The sequence below is a fragment of the Plantibacter sp. MCCC 1A11337 genome (assembly GCF_013349365.1).
GTDB lineage: Bacteria > Actinomycetota > Actinomycetes > Actinomycetales > Microbacteriaceae > Plantibacter > Plantibacter flavus_A.
In genome coordinates, this window is the sequence record NZ_JABJWX010000003.1 from 591,444 (window position 1) to 606,564 (window position 15,121).

Sequence of the window (15,121 nt, forward strand, 5' to 3'; positions counted from 1 at the left end):
CCGGGTGTTCCCCGACAGGTGGCGGTCACTTAGGGTTGACCCGTGCACACCGGTTGGAAGAGGTATTTTCCCTCCCTCGGGGCGGGGTTCCTCCACCCCACGGACGTCGCCCCGGTCACCCGTCTCCTCACCACGGCCATCCAGGAGGAGGACTGGGACACGGTCGTCTCGGTGATCGAGTACGAGTGGGGGATCCTCATGGCGCTCGACCTCGCGACGCTCGACCGCGCGCTGCAGGCGCTGCCGGCGCGCGTGCTCTCGAACCACCCCATCGTCTTCGCCGTCCGCGAGATCCGGCTCAACATCCGCGGGGAGACCGACGCACTCGACCAGTCGGTGGGGCGGTTCCAGCTCCCGACTGATCCCGACGACATCCGTGACCGCGCCCGCTCCGAGCTCGCGCGCATCAGCCTGAGCGCATCGACGGCGTTCATGATCGCCTACCGCGTGCACGGCCGGCACCAGCGGGCGTTGCACTACGCGCGGATCACCGAGGAGCTCGCTCGCCGAGCCCGCGTGCACCGCCCGACCGAGTTCGCGCCCCGCGTCCCCACCGCCCTGCTGCAGGTGGGGATCACGAAACTGCTCGTGGGAGACCTCCACGAGGCGAGCCTCGTGCTGCGCGAGGCGTACGAGCTCCGGCACGAGTCCTGGGACGGCCGGAACGGTGGGGACGCCTCCGGCAAGCTCGCCCTGCTCTACGCGGTGCGCGGCGAGATCGTGGAGGCGGACCGCTGGCTCGAGCGCCACGACGACGGGGGCGGCGCGCACGGGTGGATGGTGCCCCTGGTCCAACTGTCCGGGTCCATCGCCCGCGCCTTGATCGCCATCGCCCGCGTCGACCGTGCGGCGGCGGAGGCCGCGCTCGCGACGCTGGAGCTCCAGGTCAACCGTGAGCGGTCCTGGGCCCCGTTCATCACCTACGCGCAAGCGCAGCACGCGCTCCTGTGGGGCGATCGACGGGCGGCGCTGCAGCTCATCGAGCGCACCCGCGTGTTCGCCGGTCGCAGCCTGCGTCATGCCGGATCGGAGCGACTCCTCGACGCCGTTGAAGCGTCACTCCTCCTCGCCCTCGACCGCCCGACGGAGGCCAGCGTCCTCCTCGACGGTCGTGACCGGAACGCCCACACCGCGGCGGTCGCCTCGCGGCTCGCGCTCCTGACCGACCGTAAACCCCTCGCGCGGGAACTCGCCACCGCCGGGCTCGCGGAGGAGCACATCGACGCCGGTGCGCAGACGGAGCTGCTCATCACCTCGGCGCTCGCCGACGACTCGGACGAGGACGGTCGGCGGCACCTCCTCCAGGCGATCGCCACGACGGCGCGGACCGGGATGCTCACGCCCTTCGTGGTCGCGCCGCGCAGGCCGCTTCGACACCTCCTCGGCACGATGTCGCCCAGTGCGACACACGCGTGGATCGAGCGGACGCTCGCCTCGAGTCCCGAGCCGACGCCGGAGACCGTGCAGCTCGTGGAGCTCACCGCCACCGAGCGCCGGATCCTGCAGCTCTCCGCAGAGGGCCGGACCAGGCAGGACATCGCACAGGCGCTGTACGTGTCCGCGAATACGGTGAAGTTCCACTTCCGGAACGTCTACCGGAAGCTCGGCGTCGACTCCCGCGAGGACGCGCTGGCCACCGCGCGGCGGTTGGGGTTGCTCCCGACCGAGCGGTGAACGTCTCTGGTCGCCACGTCGCCGGAGTCTTCAGCGGATAGGACATCGCCTCGCGGTTCGCAAGCCCCCATCCGCTCGCACCGCCTCCGTCGAAGCTGGTCTGAGTGGCCGCGACCCGCGGCCCGGGAGAGGAGCACCATGACGGAGATCACCGCACACCACGGCCTGCTGAAGGACACGAACCTGCACGTCGACGACACCGGTGGCACGGGACGCCCGGTCGTCCTCATCCACGGTTGGCCGCTGTCCGGTGCGTCGTGGAAGGAACAGGTCCCGGCCTTCGAGGCCGCAGGCTACCGCGTCATCACCTACGATCGCCGCGGCTTCGGTCGCAGCGACAAGCCGCTCACCGGTTACGGCTACGACCGGCTCACCGACGACCTGCAGGCGGTGCTCGAAGCACTTGACCTGCGCGACGTGACGCTCGTCGGGTTCTCGATGGGTGGCGGTGAGGTCGCCCGGTACTTCAGCCGCCACGGTTCGGAGCGCATCCACAGCGCGGTCTTCGCCTCCGCGGTTCCGCCGTACCTGCTGCAGACGGCCGGAAACCCTGACGGGCCCCTCCCGGTCTCCGAGGCCGCGAAGATGACGGCCGGGCTCACGGCGGATCAGGACGCGTTCTACGATCAGTTCACGACCGACTTCTTCTCGGTGGACGGCGAGCTGAAGGTCACGGAGGAGCAGCGTCAGGAGGCTCTCGCGCTCGCGCACCAGGCGTTCAAGCCCGCCGCGCTCGAGGCCATGGCGTCGTTCGCGAACACCGACTTCCGCGACGACCTGCCGAACGTCACCGTCCCGACCCTCGTCATCCACGGCGACAGCGATGCGACCGTCCCCTTCGAGGGCTCCGGTGCACGGACCCACGCGGCGATCCCGTCGTCGACGCTGTACGTCGTCGAGGGTGCGCCGCACGGCGTCAACGTCAGCCACGCGGAGGAATGGAACCGGGCCATCCTGGAGTTCCTCGCGAAGTAGGTCCGGCAACCGCATGCGGTGACGCGCGGCGCACCCAGCGCTGCGCGTCACCGCGTCTCCGCGTCAGTGGGACGCCGACACGCCGCCCGCGACGGGCAGGGCCAGCGACCAGGCGTCGGCTCGCACCCCCGCGTCGTGCCGCACGGCGTACCGCTCGCCATCGGCCGGATACGCGCGGAAGGTCCGAGCGGGGTGCCCGGTGTGGTGGATCTCGACGATGGACGCGTCGATGAGGATCCGGACCTCGTCGCCCTCGACTAGCTCGCCCCGCCAGATCAGCTGCGTGTCCGAACCCTCCAGCTCGAGGGAGGCCGTGCCTGCGCCTGTGAGTCGCACCTCCGCCTGATCAGGGAGTTCCGCCGCGTCGACGAGCTCGGCACGGAGCCTCGTCAGCTCCCGCGCCGGCGTCAGCTCGACCTCGTCGCCGCGGACCACGAGCTCGCGCGGGAACGTCAGCATGCCCGACCACCCCTGCTCGTCGGTGTCCGCCTGCGTCCGGCCACGCACGCCCTCGGGTGCGATCTCCTGGGCCCAGCCCCAGAGCAGTACCCGCTCCGACTGTCCGTCCGAGCCGTCGGACTGCACGGCCTGCGGCGCGTAGAAGCTCGACCCCTCGTCGATGATGCCGGTCCGGCGGGCGCTGAACACGGGTCGCCCGGTGGCCTCGTCGAGCTCCATCGAGCCGAGGACCCAGGCCACCCCGCGGTGCGGACGGCCGTCGAGCCACAGCGAGACCAGCAGCACCCAGTCGTCGCCGACGCGCACGAGCTGGGGGCACTCCCACCCTTCGCACGGAGCGAGCTCCGAGACGACCGGCGCCTCGGCCGTCAGCAGGTACCCCTCCTCGGTCCAGGCGTCGAGGTCGTCGACGCCGTAGAGGAGCAGTGCGCCACCGACGTCCGAGCGGCCCGCGCCCTGGATCGCCCAGCGGCGCCCACCCAGCTCGAAGACGAACGGGTCGCGCACCATCGTCACGCGCTCATCGGCGGGGAGCGAGGCCGCGACGACACGTTCGCCGCTCCAGTCCTGCGCATCCGCCGAGCCGTGGACGACGACGACCTCCGAGAACCCGTGTCGATCACGCGCGCCCGAGTACACGACGGCCGGCCGGCCCTGATCGACGACCCCGACGCCGCTCCAGCAGCCGAAGCCGTCGGTGGTGTTCGGGCGTGGAGCCAGGGCCACGGGGTGTTCCTCCCAGGCGAGCAGGTCCGGCGAGCTCACGTGACCCCAGTGGATGTCCTCGTGCCTGGCCGACCCCGGGTTGTACTGGAAGAAGACGTGCCAGCGACCGTCGACGAACATGATGCCGTTGGGGTCGTTCAACCACCCGGCCTCGGGTCGGGGGTGCAGCAGCGGGAAGCCGCGGTCGAGGACGTGCGTTGCGTGGAGGCCGGTCATGGCTTCCTTTCGGTTCGAGATCGATCGGATCGAGGGGAGGGCGGTGGTGCCGGTCACTTGCTGACGCCGGCGGTGAGCCCTTCGCGCAGCGGCTTCTGGCCGAAGACGAAGACCAGCGCAGCCGGGATCATGGACAGGACGACACCGGCGAGGACGGTCGCGACCGACCCGGTGCCGAGGTTGCCCTGCAGGGTCACGAGCCCGAGCGGGAGGGTGAAGTTCTGCTCGCTGATCGTGAGGATCAGTGGTCGGAAGAACTCGTTCCAGTGGTAGTTGAACGCGAGGATGCCGACGATCGCGAGGCCCGGGGCGGCGAGCGGCAGGTAGATGCGGAAGAAGATCTTCCACGGTCCCGCCCCGTCGATCTGCGCCGCCTCAGCGAGCTCCGGCGGCAACCCCATGAAGTACTGCCGCATGAGGAAGGTGCCGAACGCCGTCGGGATCATCGGGATGATGAGTGCGAGGAGCGTGTCCGACAGTCCCATGCCGCGGATGAGCATGAACACGGGGACGATCGTCACCTGCATCGGCACCATCATCGTGGCGAGGATCAGTCCGAACAGGATGCGCTTGCCGCCGAAGTCGAAGCGCGCGAACACGTAGCCGGCCATCGCCGCACTGAGCATCTGTCCGGCCGCGATGAGGAGCGTCACCAGTGCGCTGTTCCACGTGTAGAGCAGGATCGGGATCTTCTGGAAGACGTCGATGAACGCGCCCGGGCCGAACTCGGTCTGCCCGGTGTCGACGTTCGCGGGGGTGAGCGCGGTGATGAGCGTCCACACGACGGGCGCGAGCGTGAGGAACGCGGCGATGACGAGGACGAGGAACTTCCCGGCCGTGGCGAGTCGGCGGCGTGATGAGTCGGGGGTGACTGCTGCGATGGACATCTGGGACCTCATCCGTAGAAGACGAAACGCTTGCTCAGTCGGAACTGTGCGGCGGTGACGAGCATGATCAGGAGCGTCAGCACGATGCCGATCGCTGCGGCGAGACCGAAGTCGAGCTGCTGGAACGCGGACTCGTAGATCACCATCACCGCGGTGCGGGTGTCGTCTCCCGGCCCACCTCGTGTGAGGACGTACGGCTGGTCGAAGATCTGCAGGGCGCTGATGATGGCCATGACGGACGCGACGAGCATGGTCGGGCTCACGAGGGGCAAGGTGACGTTCCGGAACTGGCTCCAGCCGTACGCGCCGTCGAGCGACGACGCCTCGTAGACCTCGCGCGGGATCGCGGCCAGTCCACCGATGAACAGCAGGAAGGTGAAGCCGAAGTTCTGCCACACGTAGACGAGGAGGACGACGATCTTCGCGCCGAACCCGGTCGTCAGCCAGCCGATGTTCCCGACGCCGAAGAGTCCGAGGAACTCGTTGACGAGGCCGAACTCCTGGTTGAACAGGTACGACATCACGAGCGACACGGACGCTGCCGACAGCACCAACGGGAAGAACAGTGCGGAGCGGAAGAAGGTACGCAGCCATTCCGGCATCCGCGACTGCACGAGGATCGCGAGCAGGAGGGCGACGGCGAGCTGCAGCGTGACCGCCACGATGACGAAGCCGACCGTGTTCAGGAAGGACACGCGCACCGTGGGGTTGGCGGCGAGGTCGACGAAGTTGCCGACGCCGACGAACTCGGGTGCCGAGATGATGTCCCACCGGAAGAAGGCGAGGACGAACGACCCGATGATCGGGACGAAGCTGAAGAGTCCGAGGCCGATGAGCGTCGGGGCGAGGAACACCCAGACGAGCAGCCGGCTGCCGCGAGGGGCCCGCTTCCGGCGTCCGGTCTCGGCTTCGGGCGGGACGACCAGGGCTCGGGTCGCCGTCGGTGACTGCAGTGCCATCATCGTCCCTTCAGCGCGAGCTCGAGGTCCCGCTGCATCGTCTCGAGGCCGCGGCGGACGCCGTTCGGGCCGTTCGTGATCGTGCCGACCACGTTCTTGATGAGGGCCGACTCCACGGCTGCCTGCTGGGGCGGTGCGGGCATCGGGCCGGTCGTCGGGAACCGGTCGAGGGTGTCGTAGAAGACCTCCCAGTGCTTCGGGCCGATGTCACCGCCGTACAGCTCGGCGTTGAGCGAGCGCCGAGGCAGCGACGAGTCGGGCTGGCTGTGCGCGATCGACATGCCCTCGACGGAGATGCAGTACTTCATCCACTCCCACGCCTCGTCCTTGCGTTCGGAGGTCTGCATCATCGCGTAGCCGCCGGCTCCGAACTGGTGGCGCTGTCCGCGCATCTTCGGGAAGTAGGTGACGTCGTACTCGTCGTCGCCCAGGCCGGCGTCGTTGAGGCCCTTGACCCAGAACCCGCCGGCCGGCGTCATGCCGACCGAGCCGCGGGAGAAGAGCGAGACGAGCTCGTTGCCGCCGCCCTGGGCGGGGTTCGCGGCGATGCCCTCGGAGACCATGCGCTGCAGGACCTCGAAGCTCTCGACGGTGCGGTCGCTGAGTGCATCGGCGTTCTCCCACAGGTACCCGCCACCACGCGGGGTCTCGTCCGGGTAGAACTTCGACCACATCCAGTCGCCGCCGGGTGCCTTCTCCTCGGTGAGGAAGCTCGTGTCGTTGATGTACAACCAGGGGACGACGCCGCCCCAGAGACGGTTGTTCCAGAAGTACGGCAGGAACGAGCCGGGGGCACTGGCCTGCATGGTGCGGCCGACGGTGAAGAAGTCCTCGACCGACCAGTCGTCGCGCGGGCGCTCGAGGCCGGCCCGCTCGAACGCGGAGGTGTTGTAGTACATGTTCGCCGCGTTGAAGTTGTCGGGCAGTTGGAACAGGTTGCCCTTGTACATGAACGACTCGATGAGCGAGGGGTTCACGTCGTCGAAGTACTCCTGCAGCTCGGCGGCGTCGCGCTGCACGTACTCGTCGATCGGGTGGGCGAGTCGCTCGGCGAACAGCTGCGTGCCCTCCGTGGCGACCGACACGATGTCCGGCGGGGTGCCGGCCGCGACCATCGTGAGGATCTTGGCGAAGAAGTTACCCCAGTCCTGGCCCTGGATCGCGATGATCCGGACGGGGATGTCGGGGTGCAGCTTCTGGAAGCCGTCCACGAGCGACTGCCGGGCGGCGGCGTCCTGGGCGGTGCCGAAGAGGGCGACGGTGAGGGCGTCGTCACCTCGGCCGGGGATGTCTCCGCCGGTGAGGCGCGGCCAGGAGATGGCCGTGCCCGCCAGACCGAGACCGAGCAGGGCGAGTACCGCCCTGCGACTCAGATCAACCACGTTGTTGCTCCTGCGAAATCGGGGCCGACCGTTCGCAGGGCGCGGACGATGAGCCGTGAATGGAGGTGCTGAACGGATTCAGCAGACGAAACATAACACAGCTCCGCGCGATATGCTGAACTGATTCAGCAAACCGCACGAGGGAGTGTCATGTCCACGCAACGCCGCCGCACGACCCTCGCGGACGTCGCGGAGCGCGCGGGCATGTCCAAGGCCGCGGTGAGCATGATCATGAACGACCGCCCCGGTTCCCGGCTGTCCGCGGACGCCGTCGAGCGGGTACGCGCCGCCGCGGCGGAGCTCGACTACCGCCCGAACCCCGCGGCCCAGGTGCTGCGCCGCGGGAAGACCAGGACGATCGGGTTCATCTCCGACGAGGTCACGCTCACCCGGCACGCCTCGGGGCTCATCGGCGGTGCGCTCGAGGTGTCGAAGGCCCACGACCACACGATGCTCATCGCGGAGACCGAGGGGATCGAAGGTGGTCTCGCCCGCGCCTTCGAGACGATGATCGACCACCGGGTCGACGGCATCCTCATCGGCCTCCTCGGCGCCCGCCTCATCGACCTCCCCACCACCTCGACCGGTGTCCCGGTCGTCGTGCTCAACGGAGCGTCCTCCTCGGGGCACGCGAACGTCCTCCCCGATGAGCGCGCGGCCGGGTACGCGGTCGCGAAACGGCTCGTCGACGCGGGCCACAGACGGATCGGCGTGGTCGGCGACCTGCCGCAGGACGTCATCAGCGATCCGCGACAGACGGCCACGGTGGCACTCCGCTTCGCAGGCATCGCCGCGGCGTTCGCGGAGGCCGGGATCGAACCTGCTCGGGTCGACATCGTCGAGTGGCAGCCGGAACCCGGTTACGAGGCGACGGCTACGCTCCTCGAGCGCCACCCGGACGTCACGGCCATCCTCGCCGCGAACGACGGCGTCGCCTTCGGTGCCTACCAGGTGCTGCTCGAACAGGGACGTCGGATCCCGCAGGACGTCTCCGTCGTCTCCTTCGACGACGAGATCCTCGCCGGCTACCTGCGCCCGGGCCTCACCACCGCACGGCTGCCCTACCAGGAGATCGGCGCGCTCGGAGCCTCGATGCTCCTCGGTCAGCACGCCCTCGGGCACGAGCTGGTCACCATGCCGATCATCGAGCGCGACTCGCTCATCGCCGCGGTGTCGACCGACGCCGGTTGACGCCACCCGACCCTCGGATCCAGCAGAGAGAGATGCCATGCACGCAGCCCCCACGACCGACGTCCTCATCGCCGGCGAGACCCTCATCGACATCGTCCGGCGGCTCGACGGGACGCAGGCGGAGAGTCCCGGCGGCAGCCCGGCGAACGTCGGGATCACCCTCGGTCGGCTGGGCCGCGCCCCGGCCCTGGTGACCCATGTGGGCGACGACGAGCGAGGCGCGGCGATCCGCTCCTGGCTCGACGCGTCCGCGGTGACCCTCGTGTCGGCTTCGACCGGCCGGACGTCCACGGCGCAGGCGACCCTCGACGCCGAAGGCGCGGCCACCTACGAATTCGACCTCTCGCTCGATCTGGAGGCCGCGGGTGCGCCATACGCCGCCGTCGTCCACACCGGCTCGATCGCCTCGGTCCTCGAGCCGAGTGCCGACCGCCTCCGCGAGTTGGTCGAGGCGCGTCGTCCCTCGGCGCTCATCACCTACGACCCGAACATCCGGCCGTCGCTCATCGACGACGCGGCCCGCGTCCGTCAGGCGGCGCTCGACTGCATCGCGCGCGCACACGTCGTGAAGGCGAGTGACGAGGACGTCGCGTTCCTGCTGCCCGGTGTGGCGCCGGTCGACGCCGCTCGGGAGTGGGTCGCGGCCGGGCCGGGACTCGTGGTCGTGACGATGGGTGGTGACGGGGCTGTCGCGGTGCGAGACGGTTCCGTGCTCGAGATCGACACGCCACGGGTGCAGGTGGCCGACACCGTCGGTGCCGGCGACACGTTCATGGGTGCGCTGATCGACGGACTGCTGACCGCCGGTATCGCTGGGCCCGGGGCCGAGGAGCGACTTCGTGGGGTGTCCGACGAGGTGCTGCAGCAGCTGCTCGACCGCGCCGCGCGGGCCGCGAGCATCACGGTGTCGCGGCCGGGGGCGAACCCGCCCACCTCGGCGGAACTCGACGCCTGAGGCGCTGGGCGCCTGAGCCTCAGGACGGCTGGGACACCGGGGCTTCCGTCCCGGCGAAACGCTCAGACGACACCACCTGCTGGGCCGCCCGACGGAGGGCGAGGAGCAGCGGTTCGGTGAGCACGGTGCCGAGCACGATGTACTGCACCGCGAGCTCGGGGGAGTCCGCCGGGATGCCGTCGATCTCGGCTTCGGCGATACTGCGGGCTGCGTCGACGTAGCGGTCGAGCACCGCGGGTGGCACGGTGAAGCCGGCTCGTTCCAGGGTGTTGAGGGCCCCGGCCAGGCCGGCGAGGAGTCCGGGGTCGCACTGCGCCTCGATCCCGCCGAGTCGTTCGTAGAGCTCCAGTGCGCGGGTCGTGTCGACCGGACCGCTCGGGCGCGGGGTGACGGCGGTGTGGGCGACGCCGAGGAGGTCGTAGGGGCCCGCCGGCGGCGAGTCCAGTGCGGCGACGACGTGGCGGGTCTCCGCGATGCTCACGCCGGCGGTGAGGAGCGCGCGGATCACGCGGAGCCGGGACACGTGGGCGTCGCCGTAGCTCGCCTGGGTCGCCGAGGTGCGCTCGCCCTCCGGCAGGAGTTGCTCGCGCAGGTAGTACTTGATGGTCGCCACCGGCACTTCGGACACCGCCGCGAGTTCCGAGATCCTCATCCTGTCCTCTCCGTCTGGATAGTGCTACTATCCAACTTGGATAGCGTCACTATCGAATAGGAGTAGTCTATGTCGCGCGTCGTCGTCGGCCGAATCACCCATCGTCACGAGGGCGAGCTCGTCGTGTTCCACATCGGAATGACCATCAACCAGTGGTGGCGGGTGGACAAGTGGCTCCCGATCTTCGGTGACATGCCGCGGATGCTGCAGGAGCTCATGTCCGATCCGGAGTCCGGGCTCCTCGGCTCGCACGTCCTGCTCGGTTCCAGTGGCCCGTACCTCGTCCAGTACTGGTCGTCGATCGACAAGCTCTACGCCTACGCGTCGGCTCCGGCCTCCGCCCATCGGCCCGCCTGGTCGCGCTTCAACAAGCGTGCCCGGTCCGCGCCGAAGGCCGTCGGCGTCTGGCACGAGACGTTCCTCGTCGATCGCGCCGAGAGCATCTACGTGTCGACCCCGTCCATGGGGCTCCCGGCGGCGACCGAGGCGGTGCCTGTCGGGTCGCGGCAGCAGCACGCGCGCCAGCGGTTCGCCGACGGCCGGACCTCCGGTCAGCGTTAGCGATCAGCGGTAGCGCGGCGGAACCGCGAGGGGAGTGGAGACGAGGGCGGCGCCCTGCGGGACCTCGCCATCGCCGCGCCGGATCGGACCGCGCAGGGCGAGGGTGATCCGCAGGCCGTCGGCGGGATCGTGCGCGGCGTCCGGCTGCTCGAAGCTCAGCGTCGGCGGGTCCTCCGAAGTGCTGTAGCTCAGCAGGATCATCGAACTCGACCCCGAGGCCCGGAGTCGTGGTCTCGAGAGGCGCACCGAGGCTTCGCGGACCGTCAGGACCTCGTCGCGGTGCAGGATGCGCCCGGGGCCGTTCAGCTCGTTCCCGCCCGCGCGGACCGCGACTTGTGGGCCGGCGAAGCCGACGATCGCGTGGTTCATGTCGTCGGGAGCGGCGATGAGTCCGGCGGCGTCACGGAGCTCGACGACCTGCAGTCGCCAGCGGATGAGGCGGTCGACGTCGGTGCTCGTCCAGACGTCTCGCACGCTGCCACGGCCACGGTCGAGTGGTTGCCGCACGAGGTCGGCGAACCGGACGAGCCGGGGCGGGCCCGGGTCGGCCGGTGGTCGTGACGCGACGTCGACGAGGACGAGATGAGCGGGGGTGGCAGCCGGTTCGGGTCCAGCTGCTCCGCGCATCTCGTCCTCGTCGGGTCGGGTCGGGCAGGTCGTTCAGGCCGGTGGATCAGGCCTTGGTGTCGACCAGGACGTACCCCTCTTCACCGTGGACCACGGTGTCGATGCCGGCGATCTCGTCCTCGTTCTTCACGCGGAAGCCGATCGTCTTCTCGATCGCGAAGCCGATGATGAAGGCGAGCACGAAGGAGTAGATGAGGACGGCGAACGCGGCGATCGCCTGGACGAGCAGCTGCGAAGCGTCACCACCCATGAAGAGGCCGGTGCCGTTGGCGAAGAAGCCGAGGTACAGGGTTCCGATGAGGCCACCGACGAGGTGGATACCCACGACGTCGAGCGAGTCGTCGAAGCCGAGCTTGAACTTCAGTTCGATGGCGAGGGCGCACACGACACCGGCCACGAGGCCGAGGACGATGGCCCAGATCGGGTGCAGCGAACCACACGCCGGGGTGATCGCGACGAGACCGGCGACGGCACCAGATGCGGCACCGACCGAGGTCGGCTTGCCGTCCTTGATCTTCTCGACGATGAGCCAGGCGAGCAGGGCTGCTGCCGGCGCCGCGATGGTGTTGACGAACACGAGTGCAGCGGTGCCGTCGGCCGCCAGTTCCGAACCGGCGTTGAAGCCGAACCAGCCGAACCAGAGCAGACCGGCGCCGAGGAGCACGAACGGCGGGTTGTGGGGCACGTGGACGCCCTTCTTGAACCCGACGCGGCGGCCGAGGACGAGCGCGAGCGCGAGGGCTGCAGCACCGGCGTTGATGTGGACCGCGGTGCCACCGGCGAAGTCGATGACGCCGACGCCGAAGACGTCCTGCAGGCCGTGCGTGATCCAACCGCCGTAGGCGAAGCTGCCGTCGTCGGCGAGGCCGAAGTTGAACACCCAGCTGGCGACGGGGAAGTAGACGACGGTCGCCCAGATGCCGGCGAAGATCATCCAGGAGCCGAACTTCGCGCGGTCGGCGATGGCGCCGGAGACGAGGGCGACGGTGATGATCGCGAAGGTGGCCTGGAAGGCGACGAAGGCGAGTGGCGGGTATGCCGCTCCCTCAGGCGTCTCGAGGGCGGCGGTCAGGCCGATGTTCCCCGTGTCGATCGCCCAGGGGGCGACGGTGCCTTCGGAGCCGGGGAACGCGATCGCGTACCCGTAGAGCACCCAGAGGACGCCGATGAGGCCGAGTGCGCCGAAGCTCATCATCATCATGCTGATGACGCTCTTCGCCTTGACCAGGCCGCCGTAGAAGAACGCGAGCCCTGGTGTCATGAGCAGCACGAGTGCCGCTGATATCAGGATGAACGCTGTGTTTCCTTGATCCATTCGAGGTGCCTCTCCGCAGGGACGCGGCTGGAGCGCGTCGGGTGCGCCCAGCGTGACACCGGCGTGTTTCCGATTGCCTGTGCGCGTGTTTCCGGCACGTTGCGGAATCGGCCCCTGCGTAAACAGCACATGACGGATCGCTCGACGTACAGTGGGGAACGAACGGAAGGGAGCCCCGATGTCGACATCGAGCACACCCGAGGACGGCCCGCAGGTCGTCCGCAACGATGACAGCCACGAGTACGAGATCCGGGTGGGGGAGCGCGTCGCCGGGATCGCCGGATACCGGGAGGAGCCCGGTCGCATCCTCTTCACCCACACCGAGATCGATCCGGACTTCGGCGGACAGGGGCTCGGCAGCGTCCTCGCCGCCGCGGCACTCGACGATGCGGTCGAGCGAGGACTGACGATCGTCCCGTACTGCCCCTTCATCCAGGCGTATCTCCGGAAGCATTCGGACTTCGGTGGCGAGGTGTCCTGGCCCGAGTGACCGGTCGTCATGCGGCGTGAGCTGGCCGTTCATCCGGGCCGAGCTCCGGAAGGTTTCGGACTTCAGCGGCGAGATGTCCTGGCCCAGTGACCGGTCGTCACTCGGTGCGTGGCAGCCTGAGCAGGACGGCCTCGCACCGGTAGTCCTGCGAGCTCGCCATGTCCCCGCGGAACCACAGGAGCGAGACCGTCGAGGGGTCACCGGGTGCGACGATCGGACGCAGGTTGTCGACGTCCGAGTCCTCCGTGAACGGTGTCCACGTCCAGGTCGCTCCGCCGTCGCCGGTGCGACCGTGGAAGATCTCGTGGTGGGCGAGCCGCTGGTCGTTCCGCGGATCGATCGGCGTCGAGACGTAGAGCGAGTCGAGGTCGTCCGGGTCGATGGCGGCGAGTCCGGTGTAGTCCTGCTCGTGCGGGAGGAGGCCGGGGCCGGCGACGGTGAGCGGGTGCACCTGCCAGGAGCCGCCGCGCGTGAGGCGGGCGAACAGGAACCCGTGGTCCAGGACGGGCCGGAGGCGTTCGGTCGCCTCGTCCGGATGCGCTGGTCCGTCGTCGGCGCGGGCGGAGACGACGGCGGCCACGGTGCCGTCGGGGGCTCGTCGCACGTCGACGGTCCAGCAGTGGGAGAGTCGGTCGCCGGCCCAGGTGCCGCCGTCGGGCATTCGTGAGCCGGCGGCGACGAGGGTGGTGAGCTCGACCTGCGAGGGTGCGTCGCCACGCAACGGATGCGGGTCGACGACGGCGCCGTCGGTCCGGTGGAGCCCGTCGGCGTCGAGGAAGCCGTGGTAGACGCTGTTGTCGTAGTCGCGCGGGTGGTGGTCGGTGGTGATCAGGTCGATGCGACCGGGGGAGGAGACGTAGCGCGTGTAGCCGTTGACGTAACCGACCTTCGGCCGTGTGAAGAGCTTGCCGGCGTAGTTCCAGGTGTCGCCGTCGTCGTCCGACACGAGCGCGCACTGGTCGTCGTTGACGGCGCGGGCGAAGCAGTACAGGCGGCCGTCGAGTTCGTGGAGGTTCGAGTACGTCACGCCGAGTCCACCGGTGTGGGCGCTCCAGTCGAACGTCTGCTCGGGCCCCCAGTGACGCGGGTCGTGCGGCTCACTGATGCGCCAGCGGGTGAGGTCGTCGGTCTTGTGGCGGGTGTACATGGCGAGCCAGCGCCCGTCGCGCCGCCGCCAGAGAGCCGGGACGTCGTGATCGTCGGACTCGAGGCGTTCGTGCAGGACGACGATGTCGGCGGTACCGGTGCTGAGGTCGACGACGGTGACCTCCACGTTGCCGCCGCGCTGCTCGCCGTCGACGCCGTCCGTTGACGCGATCGAGCCGACGACGAGGAGGTTCGACGTTGGATCGACGAGTGCGCGCTCGTCCTGGAACCAACACCAGGCGGCGTTGTCGTTGACGACCATCGGCGTGGTGGAGGTGTCGTTTCGGCGCAGCATCGCGACCTTCCGGGTGGGGTTCCGGACGAGGTTACCGGTGCGAGCGCCCGCTCGGCAAGCGCTTTCCGGGACACGGTTCGGTGTGCGCTCTGGCCGGCGGCGGACCGGAAGAGCCCCGCGTGGACCGCTTCCGCTCGCCGAGGTGTCCCTACCCGACTGCCCTTCGACAGGCTCAGGGACCGAGACGTTCCGGCTGGACCTCCTCCGGTCACTGAGCCTGTCGAAGTGCCCACGAGGACGCCTCGTCGTTCCGGGCGCACCTCTCCCGGTCACTGAGCTTGTCGAAGTGCCTACGAGGACCCCTCGTCGTTCCGGGCGCACCTCTCCCGGTCACTGAGCCTGTCGAAGTGCCCACGCGAAACCCTTCGACAGGCTCAGGGACCGAAATATCCCGGGTGAACCTCTTCCGGTCACTGAGCTTGTCGAAGTGCCCACGCGAAACCCTTCGACAGGCTCAGGGACCGAAACGGATCCGAGCACACTTCTTCCGGTCACTGAGCTTGTCGAAGTGCCTACGAGGAACCCTTCGAGAGGCTCAGGGACCGAAACGGATCCGAGCACACCTCTTCCGGTCACTGAGCTTGTCGAAGTGCCCACGAAGGAGCCTTCGT

14 protein-coding genes are annotated in these 15,121 nt (G+C 69.2%); 6 read left to right on the forward strand and 8 right to left on the reverse strand.

The features are described 5' to 3' along the window. Positions 1-42: 42 nt before the first annotated feature. A complete protein-coding gene (locus HOW07_RS19875) occupies positions 43-1,674 on the forward strand; it encodes a LuxR C-terminal-related transcriptional regulator (RefSeq protein WP_175117585.1) in 1,632 nt (543 codons plus the stop codon). Between the two features lie 138 nt (positions 1,675-1,812). Next, a complete protein-coding gene (locus tag HOW07_RS14430; protein WP_175117586.1) occupies positions 1,813-2,649 on the forward strand; it encodes an alpha/beta fold hydrolase in 837 nt (278 codons plus the stop codon). A gap of 63 nt (positions 2,650-2,712) precedes the next feature. On the opposite strand, the gene HOW07_RS14435 is transcribed toward HOW07_RS14430, so the two are convergent. The 4 genes from HOW07_RS14435 to HOW07_RS14450 are packed head-to-tail and all read right to left on the reverse strand — an operon-like array spanning position 2,713 to position 7,278. Continuing rightward, on the reverse strand, positions 2,713-4,050 hold the full coding sequence (locus HOW07_RS14435) for a glycoside hydrolase family 32 protein (RefSeq protein ID WP_175117587.1): 1,338 nt from the start codon (positions 4,048-4,050) through the stop codon (positions 2,713-2,715). 53 nt (positions 4,051-4,103) lie between these two features. Next, positions 4,104-4,937 carry a carbohydrate ABC transporter permease gene (locus HOW07_RS14440; RefSeq protein WP_175117588.1) on the reverse strand — a complete coding sequence of 278 codons (834 nt, stop codon included), beginning with the start codon at positions 4,935-4,937 and terminating at the stop codon, positions 4,104-4,106. Between the two features lie 8 nt (positions 4,938-4,945). Next, complete coding sequence (locus HOW07_RS14445) at positions 4,946-5,896, reverse strand: carbohydrate ABC transporter permease (protein ID WP_121293996.1); 951 nt, start codon at positions 5,894-5,896, stop codon at positions 4,946-4,948. Next, positions 5,896-7,278, reverse strand: a complete 1,383-nt coding sequence (locus tag HOW07_RS14450; RefSeq protein WP_175117589.1) for an extracellular solute-binding protein — start codon at positions 7,276-7,278, stop codon at positions 5,896-5,898. The genes HOW07_RS14445 and HOW07_RS14450 overlap by 1 nt, the downstream gene beginning before the upstream one ends. A 150-nt stretch (positions 7,279-7,428) precedes the next feature. Between HOW07_RS14450 and HOW07_RS14455 the strand changes: the two genes are divergently transcribed. After that, positions 7,429-8,469 carry a LacI family DNA-binding transcriptional regulator gene (locus tag HOW07_RS14455; RefSeq protein WP_175117590.1) on the forward strand — a complete coding sequence of 347 codons (1,041 nt, stop codon included), beginning with the start codon at positions 7,429-7,431 and terminating at the stop codon, positions 8,467-8,469. Between the two features lie 37 nt (positions 8,470-8,506). Next, positions 8,507-9,424, forward strand: a complete 918-nt coding sequence (locus tag HOW07_RS14460) for a carbohydrate kinase (RefSeq protein WP_175117591.1) — start codon at positions 8,507-8,509, stop codon at positions 9,422-9,424. Between the two features lie 19 nt (positions 9,425-9,443). Here the strand turns inward: HOW07_RS14460 and HOW07_RS14465 are convergent, their stop codons facing one another. After that, positions 9,444-10,076 (reverse strand): MerR family transcriptional regulator, encoded by a 633-nt coding sequence (locus HOW07_RS14465; protein ID WP_175117592.1) that lies wholly within the window; start codon positions 10,074-10,076, stop codon positions 9,444-9,446. Positions 10,077-10,145: 69 nt separating this feature from the next. Here HOW07_RS14465 and HOW07_RS14470 point away from each other — a divergent pair, with 69 nt between their 5' ends. Next, positions 10,146-10,637, forward strand: a complete 492-nt coding sequence (locus tag HOW07_RS14470; RefSeq protein ID WP_175117593.1) for a DUF4188 domain-containing protein — start codon at positions 10,146-10,148, stop codon at positions 10,635-10,637. A gap of 3 nt (positions 10,638-10,640) precedes the next feature. On the opposite strand, the gene HOW07_RS14475 is transcribed toward HOW07_RS14470, so the two are convergent. Both HOW07_RS14475 and HOW07_RS14480 read right to left on the reverse strand, forming a co-directional pair. Beyond that, positions 10,641-11,264: a hypothetical protein gene (locus HOW07_RS14475; RefSeq protein WP_175117594.1), complete on the reverse strand. Its 624-nt coding sequence runs from the start codon at positions 11,262-11,264 to the stop codon at positions 10,641-10,643. Positions 11,265-11,310: 46 nt separating this feature from the next. Beyond that, the gene (locus tag HOW07_RS14480; protein WP_064294702.1) at positions 11,311-12,579 is read right to left on the reverse strand and encodes an ammonium transporter; all 1,269 of its coding nucleotides are present in this window, start codon (positions 12,577-12,579) and stop codon (positions 11,311-11,313) included. A 178-nt stretch (positions 12,580-12,757) separates the two neighbouring features. Between HOW07_RS14480 and HOW07_RS14485 the strand changes: the two genes are divergently transcribed. Further along, positions 12,758-13,069 carry a GNAT family N-acetyltransferase gene (locus HOW07_RS14485; protein WP_175117595.1) on the forward strand — a complete coding sequence of 104 codons (312 nt, stop codon included), beginning with the start codon at positions 12,758-12,760 and terminating at the stop codon, positions 13,067-13,069. A gap of 97 nt (positions 13,070-13,166) precedes the next feature. Here HOW07_RS14485 and HOW07_RS14490 read toward each other — a convergent pair whose 3' ends face one another. Further along, positions 13,167-14,510: a BNR-4 repeat-containing protein gene (locus HOW07_RS14490; protein WP_175117596.1), complete on the reverse strand. Its 1,344-nt coding sequence runs from the start codon at positions 14,508-14,510 to the stop codon at positions 13,167-13,169. Positions 14,511-15,121 lie beyond the last annotated feature (611 nt).

Bases quoted from the DNA above. Each gene is read 5' to 3' on its own strand.
- HOW07_RS14430 (WP_175117586.1), top strand. From the start codon at position 1,813: ATGACGGAGATCACCGCACACCACGGCCTGCTGAAGGACACGAACCTG.
- HOW07_RS14435 (WP_175117587.1), bottom strand. From the start codon at position 4,050: ATGACCGGCCTCCACGCAACGCACGTCCTCGACCGCGGCTTCCCGCTG.
- HOW07_RS14440 (WP_175117588.1), bottom strand. From the start codon at position 4,937: ATGTCCATCGCAGCAGTCACCCCCGACTCATCACGCCGCCGACTCGCC.
- HOW07_RS14445 (WP_121293996.1), bottom strand. From the start codon at position 5,896: ATGGCACTGCAGTCACCGACGGCGACCCGAGCCCTGGTCGTCCCGCCC.
- HOW07_RS14455 (WP_175117590.1), top strand. From the start codon at position 7,429: ATGTCCACGCAACGCCGCCGCACGACCCTCGCGGACGTCGCGGAGCGC.
- HOW07_RS14460 (WP_175117591.1), top strand. From the start codon at position 8,507: ATGCACGCAGCCCCCACGACCGACGTCCTCATCGCCGGCGAGACCCTC.
- HOW07_RS14465 (WP_175117592.1), bottom strand. From the start codon at position 10,076: ATGAGGATCTCGGAACTCGCGGCGGTGTCCGAAGTGCCGGTGGCGACC.
- HOW07_RS14470 (WP_175117593.1), top strand. From the start codon at position 10,146: ATGTCGCGCGTCGTCGTCGGCCGAATCACCCATCGTCACGAGGGCGAG.
- HOW07_RS14475 (WP_175117594.1), bottom strand. From the start codon at position 11,264: ATGCGCGGAGCAGCTGGACCCGAACCGGCTGCCACCCCCGCTCATCTC.
- HOW07_RS14480 (WP_064294702.1), bottom strand. From the start codon at position 12,579: ATGGATCAAGGAAACACAGCGTTCATCCTGATATCAGCGGCACTCGTG.
- HOW07_RS14485 (WP_175117595.1), top strand. From the start codon at position 12,758: ATGTCGACATCGAGCACACCCGAGGACGGCCCGCAGGTCGTCCGCAAC.
- HOW07_RS14490 (WP_175117596.1), bottom strand. From the start codon at position 14,510: ATGCTGCGCCGAAACGACACCTCCACCACGCCGATGGTCGTCAACGAC.